13 protein-coding genes are annotated in these 13,285 nt (G+C 72.9%); 8 read left to right on the forward strand and 5 right to left on the reverse strand.

Annotated elements, in window-relative coordinates:
* Positions 1-7: 7 nt before the first annotated feature.
* Genes HT134_RS36655 through HT134_RS36675 form a run of 5 tightly spaced genes read left to right on the forward strand, consistent with a single transcriptional unit; the run spans position 8 to position 5,570 of the window.
* A complete protein-coding gene (locus tag HT134_RS36655) occupies positions 8-1,003 on the forward strand; it encodes a LacI family DNA-binding transcriptional regulator (RefSeq protein ID WP_175605059.1) in 996 nt (331 codons plus the stop codon).
* Complete coding sequence (locus HT134_RS36660; protein ID WP_217708788.1) at positions 996-2,573, forward strand: FAD-dependent oxidoreductase; 1,578 nt, start codon at positions 996-998, stop codon at positions 2,571-2,573. Before HT134_RS36655 ends, HT134_RS36660 begins: the two co-directional genes overlap by 8 nt.
* A 21-nt stretch (positions 2,574-2,594) precedes the next feature.
* Entirely contained in the window at positions 2,595-3,827 is a 1,233-nt protein-coding gene (locus tag HT134_RS36665) for an ABC transporter substrate-binding protein (protein ID WP_175605060.1), read from the forward strand.
* Positions 3,827-4,756, forward strand: coding sequence for a carbohydrate ABC transporter permease (locus HT134_RS36670; RefSeq protein ID WP_175605150.1), 930 nt, complete (start codon positions 3,827-3,829; stop codon positions 4,754-4,756). The genes HT134_RS36665 and HT134_RS36670 overlap by 1 nt, the downstream gene beginning before the upstream one ends.
* Complete coding sequence (locus tag HT134_RS36675) at positions 4,746-5,570, forward strand: carbohydrate ABC transporter permease (RefSeq protein ID WP_175605061.1); 825 nt, start codon at positions 4,746-4,748, stop codon at positions 5,568-5,570. Before HT134_RS36670 ends, HT134_RS36675 begins: the two co-directional genes overlap by 11 nt.
* Positions 5,571-5,629: 59 nt before the next feature.
* Here the strand turns inward: HT134_RS36675 and HT134_RS36680 are convergent, their stop codons facing one another.
* Entirely contained in the window at positions 5,630-6,187 is a 558-nt protein-coding gene (locus HT134_RS36680; protein ID WP_312888703.1) for a lytic polysaccharide monooxygenase, read from the reverse strand.
* A gap of 346 nt (positions 6,188-6,533) precedes the next feature.
* Here HT134_RS36680 and HT134_RS36685 point away from each other — a divergent pair, with 346 nt between their 5' ends.
* From HT134_RS36685 to HT134_RS36695, 3 genes are read left to right on the forward strand one after another with little or no spacing between them, the layout of a single operon-like run.
* On the forward strand, positions 6,534-7,670 hold the full coding sequence (locus tag HT134_RS36685) for a cytochrome P450 (protein WP_246366195.1): 1,137 nt from the start codon (positions 6,534-6,536) through the stop codon (positions 7,668-7,670).
* 19 nt (positions 7,671-7,689) lie between these two features.
* Positions 7,690-8,466 (forward strand): HAD family hydrolase, encoded by a 777-nt coding sequence (locus HT134_RS36690; RefSeq protein ID WP_175605064.1) that lies wholly within the window; start codon positions 7,690-7,692, stop codon positions 8,464-8,466.
* Positions 8,463-8,768: a DUF4031 domain-containing protein gene (locus HT134_RS36695; RefSeq protein ID WP_175605065.1), complete on the forward strand. Its 306-nt coding sequence runs from the start codon at positions 8,463-8,465 to the stop codon at positions 8,766-8,768. Before HT134_RS36690 ends, HT134_RS36695 begins: the two co-directional genes overlap by 4 nt.
* On the opposite strand, the gene HT134_RS36700 is transcribed toward HT134_RS36695, so the two are convergent.
* From HT134_RS36700 to pgm, 4 genes are all read right to left on the reverse strand, one after another.
* Positions 8,749-9,414, reverse strand: coding sequence for an HD domain-containing protein (locus HT134_RS36700; RefSeq protein ID WP_175605066.1), 666 nt, complete (start codon positions 9,412-9,414; stop codon positions 8,749-8,751). The genes HT134_RS36695 and HT134_RS36700 overlap by 20 nt on opposite strands.
* Before the next feature lie 44 nt (positions 9,415-9,458).
* Positions 9,459-10,157 carry a DUF2786 domain-containing protein gene (locus HT134_RS36705; protein WP_175605067.1) on the reverse strand — a complete coding sequence of 233 codons (699 nt, stop codon included), beginning with the start codon at positions 10,155-10,157 and terminating at the stop codon, positions 9,459-9,461.
* A 16-nt stretch (positions 10,158-10,173) separates the two neighbouring features.
* Positions 10,174-11,412: a hypothetical protein gene (locus HT134_RS36710; protein WP_175605068.1), complete on the reverse strand. Its 1,239-nt coding sequence runs from the start codon at positions 11,410-11,412 to the stop codon at positions 10,174-10,176.
* Positions 11,413-11,565: 153 nt separating this feature from the next.
* Positions 11,566-13,203 carry a phosphoglucomutase (alpha-D-glucose-1,6-bisphosphate-dependent) gene (gene pgm, locus HT134_RS36715; RefSeq protein ID WP_175605069.1) on the reverse strand — a complete coding sequence of 546 codons (1,638 nt, stop codon included), beginning with the start codon at positions 13,201-13,203 and terminating at the stop codon, positions 11,566-11,568.
* Positions 13,204-13,285 lie beyond the last annotated feature (82 nt).

Genomic DNA, 13,285 nt, shown 5'->3' on the forward strand with positions numbered 1-13,285 from the left:
AGGTGAGATGGGACGCATCACGCAGCGCGACATCGCCCGGCTCGCCGGCGTCAGCCAGACCACGGTCTCGCTGGTGCTCAACAACCGTCCGGGAGCCGAGACGAGGATCCCGGCGGAGACCAGGGACCGGGTGCTGCGCGTCATCAGGGAGACGGGTTACGTGGCCGACCCGCTGGCCCGGCGGCTGGCGGCGGGCAGGAACCGGATCCTCGGCGTCTTCACCTACGAGCCGGTCTTCCCGAGCGCGACGGGGGACTTCTACCACCCGTTCCTCGTCGGCATCGAGGAGTCCGCCGAGCAGGTGGGCTGCGACCTGCTGCTGCTGACCAGCGCCCCGCTGGTGGACGGCCGCAAGCGCATCTACCACCAGGACCACCGCCTGCGCCTGGCCGACGGCTGCGTGCTGCTCGGCCGGGAGCTCGACCGCGAGGAGCTGGCCCGGCTGGTCGCCGAGGGCTACCCCTTCGTCTCGGTGGGCCGCCGCGACGACGCGGGGGGCCCGATCTCCTACGTCGGCGCCGACTACGGCAGCGCGGTGCGCGAACTGGTGGAGAAGGCGCGCGGCCTGGGTCACGAAAAATTCGCCTATGTCGGGCAGGGCGCCGGCCCCGAGTCGTTCGCCGACCGCCATCGCGGCTTCAGGGAGGGGACGGCGGGGCTGCATGCCGTCACCCTCCCCTCGGCCGACGCCGAGGAGGCGCTGCTCACCGGCGCCACCGCGATCTTCGTGGAGGAGCACGCCGACGGCGCGCTCATCCTCCAGGCGGCCGGGCGGCGCGGCCTGGCCGTGGCCGGCGACCTGTCGATCGTCACGCTCGGCGATCCCACCCGGCCCGCCCCGACCGACATCGACTTCACCGGCTTCCGCATCCCCCGCGCCGAGATGGGCCGGCAGGCGGTGGAGGTCCTCACCGAACTCATCGAGGGCAGCGGCCCGGTCCAGCGGCTGCTCCCATGCGAACTCGTCAAGGGCTCGACCCTGGGAAGGAACAACGTTGCGTGAGCTGAGCACCGAGGTGCTGGTCGTCGGAGGCGGCCTCGGGGGAGTGGCGGCGGCGCTCGCGGCGCTCAGAGCCGGCCGGCGGGTGATCCTGACCGAGGAGCACGACTGGCTGGGCGGGCAGCTGACCAGCCAGGCCGTGCCGCCGGACGAGCACACCTGGGTCGAGCAGTTCGGCGTCACCGCCAGCTACCGCGCGCTGCGCGACGGCATCCGCGCCTACTACCGCCGGCACTACCCCCTGACCGGGCCCGCGCGGGCATGGCGCGAGCTCAACCCCGGCGCCGGCTGGGTGAGCCCCCTCTGCCACGAACCCCGGGTGGCGCTGGCCGTCATCGAGTCCATGCTGGCCCCCTACCGCGGGAGCGGGCGGCTGTCCGTGCTGCAACCGTGCGCGCCGGTGGCCGCCGAGACCGACTGGGACCGGGTCGTCTCGGTACGGCTGCGCCACGGCTCGGACGACGTCGTGGTCAGCGCGCCGTACATCCTGGACGCCACCGAGACGGGCGAGCTGCTGCCGCTCACCGGCACGGAGTACGTCACCGGCTTCGAGTCGCAGAGCGACACCGGCGAGCCGAGCGCCCCCGCCGAGGCGCAGCCGCTCAACATGCAGGCGGTCTCGGTCTGCTTCGCGATCGACCACGTCGACGGCGACCACACCATCGACAAGCCCGCCTCCTACGACTTCTGGCGCGACTTCGAGCTGCCCTTCTGGGGCGGCAAGCTGCTGGGCTGGCGCAGCCCCAACCCGCGCACGCTGGAGATCGGCGAGCGCGGCTTCACCCCCAACCCGGACGACGACCCGTTGCTGGTCCGCGCCGACCAGCGGCGCAACCCCGGCGACGGCAACCTGTGGACCTTCCGCCGGATCGCCGCCCGCCGCCTGTTCACCCCGGGCGCCTACGCCAGCGACATCTGCCTGGTCAACTGGCCGATGATCGACTACGTGCTCGGCCCGGCCTTCGACGTGCCCGACGCCGCCGAGCACCTGGCCGCCGCGCGCGAGCTGTCGCGGTCGGTCCTGTACTGGCTGCAGACCGAGGCCCCGCGGCCCGACGGCGGCACCGGCTGGCCGGGGCTCAGGCTGCGCGGCGACGTGACCGGCTCGGCCGACGGCCTGGCCCAGGCGCCCTACATCCGCGAGTCGCGCCGCATCCTGGCCGAGCACACCGTCATCGAGCAGGACGTCGTCAAGGGCGCCCGCTACGGCGACGCGGCCGGCATCGGCATGTACCGCATCGACCTGCACCCCTCGACCGGCGGCGACAACTACATCGACGTGCCGAGCGCTCCCTTCGAGATCCCGCTGGGCGCGCTCATCCCGCGACGGGTGGACAACCTGCTGCCCGCCGGCAAGAACCTCGGCACCACGCACATCACCAACGGCTGCTACCGGCTGCACCCCGTCGAGTGGAACATCGGCGAGGCCGCGGGCGCGCTGGCCGCCTTCTGTCTGGACAGGTCGGTGCCCCCGCGCGCCGTCCGGAACGATCCAGACCTGCTGGCTTGCTTCCAGGATCGACTGGAAGCGCAGGGGATCGAGCTCCACTGGCCGGAGATCTCCGGATATTAACCCCCCTCAAGGAGTAACGACATGCGCATCAAGGTGACCGCGCTCGGGCTGGCGGGCGCGCTGGCCCTCGCGGCCTGCGGATCTTCGGCGGAGCCGCAGGACGGCCCCGTCTCGCTGCGGATGACGATCTGGACCGGCAACGAGGCCCACCTCAAGCTGTTCGACGACATCGCGGCCGAGTACAACAAGACCCATCCGAAGGTCTCGGTGAAGTACGACACCCTGCCGGTGGAGACCTACACGACCACGCTGACCACCCAGATCGCCGGCGGGAACGCGCCGGACCTGGCGTGGATCTTCGAGAACGCGGCTCCCGACTTCGTCAGCTCCGGCGCGCTGGCCCCCCTGGGCAACCTCGTCAAGCCCGAGGAGTTCGTGCCCAGCACCACCAAACTGTGGCAGAAGGACGGCACGCTCTACGCCTACCCCTTCTCCACCTCGCCGTTCGGCGTCTTCGTCAACACCGACCTGCTCAAGAAGGCCGGGCAGAGCGTGCCGGCGAAGGGCTGGACGTGGGAGGAGGCCGTCAAGATCGCGTCGGCCGTGCAGCAGAAGACCGGCAAGGCCGGCCTGGTGGTGCGCGACTTCGACTACAAGGGCTGGGACAACCTGGCCTCCGTCTGGGGCGGCTGGGGAGCCGAGGCGTGGAGCGAGGACGGCAGGACCTGCGGCTTCGACAAGCCCGAGATGATCGAGGCGATGGGCTTCCTGCACAAGGCGATCTTCACCGACAAGGCCATGCCCGCCCCCGGCACCACCGCCGACTTCTTCGCCGGTGAGGCCGCGATGACGATCACCCAGATCTCCCGTGCCTCGCTGCTCAAGGACGGCGCCTTCGCCTGGGACCTGGTGACGCTGCCCACCGGACCGAAGGGCGCGTACAGCGTGATCGGCCAGGCGGGCGTCGGCGTGCTCAAGAAGTCCAGGAACGCCCAGGCCGCCGCGGACTTCCTGGCCTTCTTCACCAACCCCGCCAACTCCGCCAAGCTCGCCCAGTACTTCCCGCCGCCCCGGCAGCCGCTGCTGACCGCCGACTCGCTGGCCAGGAGCAATCCGCTGCTCAAGCCGGATCAGCTCCAGGACGTCGTGGTCGACGGCATCGCCGCCGGTCGCGTCAAGCCCAGCCACGCCGGGCAGGCCGAGATCGGCCAGGCCGTGCGCGCCGAGCTGGACAAGCTGTGGCAGCCGGATGCGGACGTCGCCACGGTGATGAAGGGCGTCTGCGCCGCCATCCAGCCGATGCTGGCCCCGTGATGGCGCTGTCCGTGGCTCGCCGGGCGCGGACCGTCAGCCGTGCGGGCTGGTGGACCGGCCGGCGGCGCGACCACCTGCTCGGCTATCTCTTCGTCGCGCCGCAGCTCGCCGGCAGCCTGCTGTTCGTCTTCCTGCCGCTGGCTCTGGTCCTCACCTACAGCCTCAACGAGTGGAACGTTCTGGCCGACACCTTCAGCTTCGTCGGCGCCGACAACTACCGGCGGCTGCTGAGCGACCCCAACGTGCCGTCGGTGCTGATGGCCACGGGGCTCTTCTCGGCGGGGCTGGTCGTCCTCAACCTGTCGCTGGCGCTGCTGCTGGCCGTCCTGCTGAACCAGCGGCTGCGCGGCACCACGGTGTTCAGGACGCTGTTCTTCTCCCCGGTGGTCGTCTCGCTCGTGGCGTGGACGATCGTGTGGGGGTTCCTCCTCCAGGACAACGGCGGCGTCAACGCCATCCTGCGGATCGCCGGCGTCGAGGGGCCCAACTGGCTGCGCACCGGCTCCTGGGCGACGCTCTCGGTGATCGTGGTCCAGGTGTTCAAGAACGTCGGGCTCAACATGGTGCTGTTCCTCGCGGCGCTGCAGGGCGTGCCGAAGGAGCTGTTCGAGGCGGCCCGGCTGGACGGCGCCTCGGCGTGGACCCGGTTCCGGCGGATCACGCTGCCGATGATCAGCCCGACCGTGCTGCTCACCTCGATCATCACGGTCGCCGGCTCCCTGCAGGTGTTCGCCCAGATCGCGGTGCTCACCCAGGGCGGTCCCGGCACCTCGACCACCGTGCTCGTCTACTACCTGTACCAGCAGGCCTTCCAGTTCCACCACTTCGGCTACGGGGCCACGCTGTCGGTGCTGCTGTTCGTGATCGTGCTCGCCCTCACCCTGCTGCAGTGGCGCATGCGCAGGAGGTGGGTGTTCCATGAGGCGTAAGACGCTGCTGTACGGCCTGCTGTGCGTGCTGTGCGTGCCGTTCGTCTTCCCGACCTGGTGGATGGCGACCTCCTCGCTGAAGCCGGTGAGCGAGATCTTCGCCTTCCCGCCGACGCCGTGGCCCGGCCGGCCGACGCTGGAGGCCTACCGGCAGGTCTTCGCGTTGCAGCCGTTCGCGCTGCAGTACTGGAACAGCCTGTACATCGCGCTCGTCGTCACCGTCGGCACGCTGGCGGTCTCCGCGCTGGCCGGCTACGCCTTCGCGCGGATCCGCTTCCGCGGCTCGAACGTGCTGTTCGTGATCGTGCTGACCGGCCTGCTGATCCCGAGCGAAGTCACGATCGTGCCGCTGTTCCAGCTCTTCCACGGCTGGGGGCTGACCGACACGCACTGGCCGCTCGTCCTGGTGCCGGTGCTGGGCGCGCCGAGCGTGCTGGCCACGTTCATCATGCGGCAGTTCTTCCTGGTGCTGCCGCACGAGCTGGAGGAGGCCGCGGCCGTCGACGGCCTGGGGCGCCTGGCCACCTTCCGGCGCATCGCCCTCCCGCTGGCCCGCCCCGCCCTGGGGGCCGTGGCCATCTTCACCTTCCTGCACAGCTGGAACCTCTACCTGGAACCGATCGTGTTCCTGTCCAGCCCGGAGAAGTTCACGCTGCCCCAGGCGCTGACGCAGTTCGTCGACGCCTACGGCGGTCCCATGTGGAACGTCCAGCTCGCGGCGGCCTCGCTGACGGCGCTGCCGGTGCTGGTGGTCTTCGTCCTGGCCCAGAAGCAGTTCGTCGAGGGCCTGGCCCACACCGGTCTGAAGGGGTGACGGCCCGGACCGGAGGCCGCCTTCCGTGGGGAGGCGGCCTCCTCGTCGCGCGCGCGGCCTCAGCTCACGAAGTTCACGTCGCTGCAGAGCAGGAACGCCTGGTCGAGGTGCGAGGCCTGCCAGATCGTGTAGACCAGCGCCCGGCCCGTGCGGCCCGGCACGCTCAGGCCGACCGTGTAGGACTCACCCGGGCTGAACTTCGCGGTCCTGGTCAGGAGCTGCATGTCGGACCATGCGGGCGCCTGGCGGGTGGGGTCGAAGCCCGGCCGGCTGACGTAGACGAGCAGGTAGTCGGCGCCGTGCCGGGCCTGGTACAGGAGCTTGAGCGTGAAGCTGGTGCGGACGTCCGTGGTCTTCCACGCCCCTGGCGTGTCGAGGGAGTCGTAGCGGCCGCTCTCGGCGTGGCCGCCGCTGCAGAGCCGGCCGTCGGGGATCCCGGCCTGGAAGTCGCTGCCCCAGCGCAGCCAGCAGCCGTAGTTGCGGGAGGCCGGGTCGACGACCGTGCCGTGGGCGTCGGCGGCGACGGCCCACGTGGCCAGGAACGCCACGGCGGCGGTCAGCACGGCGGCGGCGCGGACGGCCCAGCGGCGGGCCGGGGCGTGAGGGGGTGAGTGCACGGTGGGTCTCCATCTTCCGCGGGGGGATCGGACGAATGGGGGCGCTCCCACATGCTGCCCGCCGGGACGGCCGGCCCTGTATCTTTCATCGCCGCCCGCGCGCGTCCCCCTGACGGCCGGCGTCGCCGCCCGCGCTCCCGGCAGGCTCCGCGAGAGCGTCGTCGCACCGCGGCATCCGGTGGCACAGAATGGAGCGAGCCGTCCCATCCCGCACCCCTGGCATGGGCCGCGGCCGGACCCACCCCCCGCAGATGGGACCATCGTTCCGGGTTCCTCCCTAGATGGCGATAACTCCCCGTACAGGATGGATTCGATGTCAGACTCAGAGTTCCCCCTCGTTCAATTCATGAGGGAGGGTTTCGACCCGGTAGCGGAGCTCGCGCGCATCCGCGCCGATCATCCCGTCTATCCCATGGAGATCCCCGGCGGCCAGACCGTGTACCTGGTCACCCGCTACCACGACGTGCGATCCGTGCTGGGAGACCACGAGCGCTTCAGCAACGACTTCGGCAACGTGATCGGGCTCGGCTCCAACCAGGAGGACCCGGGCGGCCTCGGCTTCCGCGACCCGCCCGAGCACACCCGGCTGCGCCGCTACCTCACCCCGGAGTTCACCGTGCGCCGCCTGCGCCGGATGGAGCCCCGCATCGAGGCCCTGGTGGAGGAGTACCTCGACAAGATGGAGGCCGCCGGGCCGCCGGCCGACCTGGTCGAGTCCTTCGCCCTGCCGATCCCGTCGCTGGTGGTGTGCGAGCTGCTCGGCGTGCCGTACGAGGAGCGGGCCGACTTCCTGCGGATCAGCACCAACCGCTTCGACCTCACCGCCGGGCCCGAGGCGTCCCTGCAGGCCGTCAACGACGCGATGACGTACCTGACCGACCTCGTCGCCCGCGAGCGGCTCGCCCCCGGCGAGGGCCTGCTGGGCCAGCTCCTGCGCGAGCACGGCGACGACCTCGACGACCGCACGCTCGCCAGCATGGCCGACGGCCTGCTGACCGGCGGCCACGACACCAGCACCAGCATGCTCTCGCTCGGCACCCTGTGGCTGCTGCAGAACCCCGAGCAGGCGGCCAAGGTGCGCGAGGTCGACGGCCACGTCAACGAGGTGGTCGAGGAGCTGCTGCGCTACATGACGGTCGTGCAGGTCGCCTTCCCGCGCTTCGCCCGCGAGGACCTGGAGCTGCACGGCCACACCGTCAAGAAGGGCGAGATGGTGCTGTGCTCGCTGAGCGCCGCCAACCGCGACCCGAGCCTCGGCGACGACATGGACCAGGTCAAGCCCCACCGCGACACGGCGGGCTCGCACCTGGCCTTCGGCCACGGCATCCACCGCTGCATCGGCGCGCCGCTGGCCCAGATGGAGATGCGCATCGCGTTCCCCGCGCTGCTGCGCCGCTTCCCCGGCCTGCGCGTGGCCGGCGAGGTGCCGTTCCGGGCGCTGTCCATCGTCCACGGCGTGGAGAAGCTACCCGTCGCCTGGTGATGGGGTTACGTTCACAGGTGTGAACGAGCCCGCGATCGACCTGAGCACGGTGAGCGTCGTCGTGTTCGACACCGACGGCGTGGTCACCGACACCGCGCGGGGCCACGCGGCCGCCTGGAAGCACGTCTTCGACGCCTTCCTGCGCGGCCGCTCGGCCCCCTTCGACATCCGCGACGACTACCTGCGCCACGTCGGCGGCCGGACCCGCCTGGACGGGGTCCGCGCGTTCCTCGCCTCGCGCGGCCTGCAGCTGCCGGAGGGCGCGCCCGACGACGAGCCGGGCGCGCCGACCGTCCACGGGCTCGGCCGGGCCAAGGACCGGCTGTTCGTCGACCAGGTGGACGAGTACGGCGTCGCCGCGTTCCCGTCCACCGTGGCGCTGCTGCACGAGCTGCGCCACCGGGGAGCGCGCACCGCGGCCGTCTCGGCCGGCATGCACGGCCGCAAGCTGATCACCTCGGCCGCCGTCACCCACCTGTTCGACGTGCTCGTCGACGGCGACGACGCGGCCCTGCTGAACCTGCCCGGCCTGCCCGATCCGGCGCTGTTCCTGGAGGCCGCCCGCCGGCTGGCCGTGCCGCCGCCGCGCACCGCCGTGGTGGCGGCGGCGCTGCCGGGCGTCGAGGCGGCCCGCAAGGCCGGCTTCGGGCTCGTCGTCGCGGTCGGCCGGCCCGAGCTCGGCGACGAGCGGGCCGACGAGCGGGGCGAGGAGCTGCGCGAGCACGGCGCGGACGTGGTCGTGGCCGACCTCGGCGAGCTCACCGTACGCGGGAGGGTCCTACCCTGGGGCACGTGACCGTGCTCATAGACCCCCCGAACTGGCCCGGCCCGCGCGGCCTCATGTGGTCCCACCTGGTCAGCGACCACTCCCTGGAGGAGCTGCACGCCTTCGCCGCACTGCTGGGGGTGCCGGCCCGGGCGTTCGACCGCGACCACTACGACGTGCCGGAGACCGTCCACGCGCGGGCCGTGGAGCTGGGGGCCGAGGCGGTCGGTTCGCGCGAGCTGCTGCGCCGCCTGGTCGCCGCGGGCCTGCGCCGCCGCAAGCGCCGCGCCCCGGACGGGGACGCCGAGGGGCTCACGGCCGGCCTGTCCTGAGGGCCGCCAGCTCGGCGCGCAGGTTCGCGCGGGCCCGCTCCTCCCACAGCTCGTACGCCGCCGGCGTCCGGTACAACCGCGGCGCCGCCAGCAGCCGCTCCAGCACGGCCGCCCGTCCCGCGCGGAACGGCTCGTCGGGCACGTGCGCGTACTCCTGCCGGATCCGGGCCGCGTAGAGGTCGTACGCCTCCCGGCTCGGGGAGCCCAGCACGGCCAGGTCGGCGTCCGACAGCACCTCCCCGTTCGCGTCGCCCGGCGCGACCCGGTCGTGGGCGGCGGTCAGCCGTACCAGCCGGGCCACCTCGGCGACCCGCGCGGGCGGCACCCCGCACCGGGGCAGGCGGGCCTGGGCGAGCTGGGCGCTGCGCTCCTCGTCCCAGCCGGGCCGCCCGTCGTAGACGGCGTCGTGGAACCACGCGGCCAGCCGCACGGCGGCGGGATCGGCCGCGGCCCCCGCCAGCCGGTCGGCGGCGGCCAGCACGGCGGCCAGGTGGTCGAGCGTGTGGTAGCGGCGGTGCGGCTCGCTCCAGCGCGCCACCAGCTCCGCGCCGGTCGCCAGCGCCGCGGGGGAGCCACCCGCCAGGTCCGTCCAGGCCACCGGCGATGCGGGGGAGCCTCCCGCCGGGTCCGTCCAGCCGTTGTCCATGCGCCTCACCCTAGGCCCCCGCATCCGGCCGCCGCCGGGCGCGATCAGCCGGCCAGCTCGGGGGAGGAGGCGTCGGGCACGCGGGTGCGGCCGAGGTCGGCGCGGCGACCCGCGGCGGCCCCGTCGTGGTAGCCGGTGCCGCTCATCCGCGGCACCGTCACCCGGATGCGCGGGTAGCGCGCCGCCACTGCGCGCTCCACCTCGGCCCGCCGGTCGGCCAGCACCAGAGCGGTGCTTCCGGACGGGGCGACGTGCTCGGCCTCGGCCCGCTGCTCGGCCTCGCGCAGCAGCCGGTACACCTCGTCGGCGAAGCCCAGCAGCCACGAGCGCCGGTACGCGCGGGCGGCGGCCGCCTCGGCCGGCGGGCGGGTGCGGGCGAGCCCGGAGGCCATCTGCAGCAGCAGCGACGTCGCGAGCAGGTCGGCGCGCTCCAGATCGGCGGCGAAGCCGAAGATGTGGACCCGGTGCCCGCCGTCGGCACGCCCGATGAGCAGCGGCCGGCAGCGCACGGCCTGCGCCACCAGCCCCACCAGGCGGGCCTTCTCCCGCGCCCACGGCGCCGGCAGCGTGACGATCCGGTCGCCGGGGCCCTGGCGCTGCTCGCCGGGGTCGAGGGCGTCGATGCCGTACTTGGCCATGAGCGCCGAGGCCGCCGCCATGAACGTGGCGCGCTCGTGCTCGTTGTCGGTGCGTTCGGCCTTGGCCAGGAGCTTCCTGACCCGTTCGAGCGTGCGCTCCCTCACCCGGCCCCCCGCGCCCTCAGGACTTGGTCAGCACCCGCCCGTCGGCGCCGAGGGCCGGGAAGGCCCCTGTGTCGACGATGCCGTGCTGCTGGTACAGAGCCTCGATGAGGGCGTGCGCCTCCGGCTCCAGCTTCCACAGGGCACGATACTGGCGCGCGGTGGCCAGCGAGATGCCGATCTCCTGCGCGATGTCGACGGTGCGCGGCACGATGCCCTTGGCGATCTGCCGGTCCCAGTAGTCACGGGCGGCCCGCATGAGGGCGGCGCGCTGGGCGGTGTCGACCACCTGCGGGGTGGTGTCGAGCACGGTGACGTCCTCGTCCTCGTCCTCCACCAGCTCGGCCAGCGCGGCCGGCAGGGCGGGGCGGGCCGGGACGGGGTGGTGGTCGGCGTGCGGCTCCCACGGCACGCGCGGGTCGGCGTCGATGAGGGCCGTGGTGTTGTACAGGGCCGCGATCTGGGCGAGCAGCGCCTCCTGGCGGGCCGGGTCCACGGCCAGGCCGGTGTGCTCGACGGCCTGGTCCATGGCCTTGTCGAGCCGGGCCAGCGCGGCGCGCATCTTGCGGTCGGAGGCGCCGGCCTCGCGCAGCGCCTTGGCCTTCTTGGCGGCCAGCGCCACGCGGGTGAGCCGGCGGTGGGCGTCGACCTCGCTCGCGGTCCGGTCGCTCACCTCGGCCAGGCCGACGCGCACCAGCAGCCGCTCGGGCGTGAGCCGCCAGTTGATGCGGCCGGTGCCGCGGATGCGGTGCCGTTCGATGGCCATGCCGCGCTCCCACAGCCAGGCGGCGACGAGCGGCGCGGCGAGCCGGAAGACCGCCTCGGGCAGACTGCGCGCGTCCATGCTGGACAGCACGGCCGTCAGGCAGGTCAGCGCCCACACGGCGATGCCGTCGATGCCGGCGGAGAAGTTCTCGCGCATGTTGCGGCGGGCGCGTACGGCCGAGGTGATGATGGCGACCTCGATGAACGCGAACAGCAGCAGCCGCAGCGGGCCGTCCAGGCCGAGCACGTCACCGGAGAAGCGCCACATGCCCTGCGCCGACACGCCGGTCGCGATGGACGCGGCGACGATCGTCAGGATGTCCTCGACCGGGCGTGGCGAGACGTACCGGGCGATCAGGAACGCGCCGGCCCGCCAGGCGAGCCGGAGCAGGAGGAAGGCGGCGCCCAAGGCGAGCAGGCCCAGCAGGGCGATGACAGCGGTGGCGACCGGCTTATCCGTGACGAAGGCGGCTATTTCCTCGAATGTGGGCATCAGTCACTGTCCGTGGGGGGCTACATACTCAGGCTGTCCAACGACGAGATCATTGCAGAATGTCGCCATCTTGTACGCCAAACAGCCGCTGCCGCCCCATTTTGCCCGGGTTTATCGAAGCTTGCCACGGCGCCCACCGGCATCACCGGCCGCTCACGCCCCCGCGAGCGTCGCGGAGACCAGTGCCCGCGCCTCCTCCTGGACCTTGGCCAGGTGCTCCGGCCCCTTGAACGACTCGCCGTAGATCTTGTAGACGTCCTCGGTGCCCGACGGCCGCGCCGCGAACCACGCGCTCTCGGTGGCCACCTTCACCCCGCCGAGCGGCGCGTCGTTGCCCGGCGCCCGGGTCAGCACCGACGTGATCGGCTCCCCGGCCAGGCTGGTCGCCGTCACCTGGTCGGCCGACAGCCGGCCCAGCACGGCCTTCTCCTCGCGCGTCGCCGGCGCGTCCACCCGGGCGTAGGCCGGGTCGCCGAAGCGGGAGGTCAGCTCCCGGTAGCGGGCGCTCGGCGACGCGCCCGTCACCGCCGTGATCTCCGAGGCGAGCAGCGCGAGGATGATGCCGTCCTTGTCGGTCGTCCACACCGAGCCGTCGCGGCGCAGGAACGACGCGCCGGCGCTCTCCTCGCCGCCGAACCCGAGCGAGCCGTCGAGCAGCCCCGGGACGAACCACTTGAACCCGACCGGCACCTCGTGCAGGCGCCGCCCCAGCGAGCGCGCCACCCGGTCGATGATCGAGCTGCTCACCATCGTCTTGCCCACCCCGGCGTCGGCCGGCCAGCCGTCGCGGTGCGCGTACAGGTAGTCGATCGCGACCGCGAGGTAGTGGTTGGGGTTGAGCAGCCCGCCGTCGGGCGTGACGATCCCGTGCCGGTCGGCGTCGGCGTCGTTGCCGGTCGCGACGTCGAAGCGGTCGCGCCCGGCGATCAGCGACGCCATCGCGTACGGCGACGAGCAGTCCATGCGGATCTTGCCGTCCCAGTCGAGCGTCATGAACCGCCACGTCGGGTCCACCAGCGGGTTGACCACGGTCAGGTCCAGCCGGTGCCGCTCGGCGATCTCGCCCCAGTAGGCCACGCTCGCCCCGCCCAGCGGGTCGGCGCCGATCCGCACCCCGGCCGCGCGGATCGCGTCGAGGTCCACCACGGACGGCAGGTCGTCCACGTACGCGCCGAGGAAGTCGTGGCGGCCCGCCTCCCGCCGCGCCCTGGCGTACGGCACGCGCCTCACCCCGGCCAGCCCGGCGGCCAGCAGCTCGTTGGCCCGGTCCTGGATCCACGAGGTGGCCCCGGTGTCGGCCGGCCCGCCGTTGGGCGGGTTGTACTTGAAGCCGCCGTCGGCCGGCGGGTTGTGCGACGGCGTCACCACGACGCCGTCGGCCAGGCCGCTCGTGCGGCCCCGGTTGTGGGCGAGGATCGCGTGCGAGACGGCCGGCGTCGGCGTGTAGCCGTCGCGGGAGTCCACCAGCACGTCCACCCCGTTGGCCACCAGCACCTCCAGCGCCGACACCCGGGCCGGCTCCGACAGGGCGTGGGTGTCGGCGCCGAGGAACAGCGGTCCGTCGGTGCCCTGCGCCGCGCGGTACTCGCAGATCGCCTGGGTGGTGGCCAGGATGTGGTCCTCGTTGAAGGCGGCGTTGAGCGCGGAGCCGCGGTGCCCGGAGGTGCCGAACGCCACCCGCTGCGCCACCTCCTGCGGATCGGGATGGAGCGCGTAATAGGCGGTGACCAGCCGGGCGACGTCGACGAGGTCGGCGGGCTGAGCGGGCATTCCGGCGCGATCGTGGCTCATGTTCCCACCTTACAAACGCCCCTCGCGGACGCCTCGGCGATCTCCCGTGTCGCGTGGCGGCCCCCCGGGCGGCCGCCGTTAG

The organism is Nonomuraea rhodomycinica, assembly GCF_013363995.1.
Lineage (GTDB): Bacteria > Actinomycetota > Actinomycetes > Streptosporangiales > Streptosporangiaceae > Nonomuraea > Nonomuraea rhodomycinica.

Bases quoted from the DNA above. Each gene is read 5' to 3' on its own strand.
- HT134_RS36655 (WP_175605059.1), top strand. From the start codon at position 8: ATGGGACGCATCACGCAGCGCGACATCGCCCGGCTCGCCGGCGTCAGC.
- HT134_RS36665 (WP_175605060.1), top strand. From the start codon at position 2,595: ATGCGCATCAAGGTGACCGCGCTCGGGCTGGCGGGCGCGCTGGCCCTC.
- HT134_RS36670 (WP_175605150.1), top strand. From the start codon at position 3,827: ATGGCGCTGTCCGTGGCTCGCCGGGCGCGGACCGTCAGCCGTGCGGGC.
- HT134_RS36675 (WP_175605061.1), top strand. From the start codon at position 4,746: ATGAGGCGTAAGACGCTGCTGTACGGCCTGCTGTGCGTGCTGTGCGTG.
- HT134_RS36685 (WP_246366195.1), top strand. From the start codon at position 6,534: ATGAGGGAGGGTTTCGACCCGGTAGCGGAGCTCGCGCGCATCCGCGCC.
- HT134_RS36700 (WP_175605066.1), bottom strand. From the start codon at position 9,414: ATGGACAACGGCTGGACGGACCCGGCGGGAGGCTCCCCCGCATCGCCG.
- HT134_RS36710 (WP_175605068.1), bottom strand. From the start codon at position 11,412: ATGCCCACATTCGAGGAAATAGCCGCCTTCGTCACGGATAAGCCGGTC.
- pgm (WP_175605069.1), bottom strand. From the start codon at position 13,203: ATGAGCCACGATCGCGCCGGAATGCCCGCTCAGCCCGCCGACCTCGTC.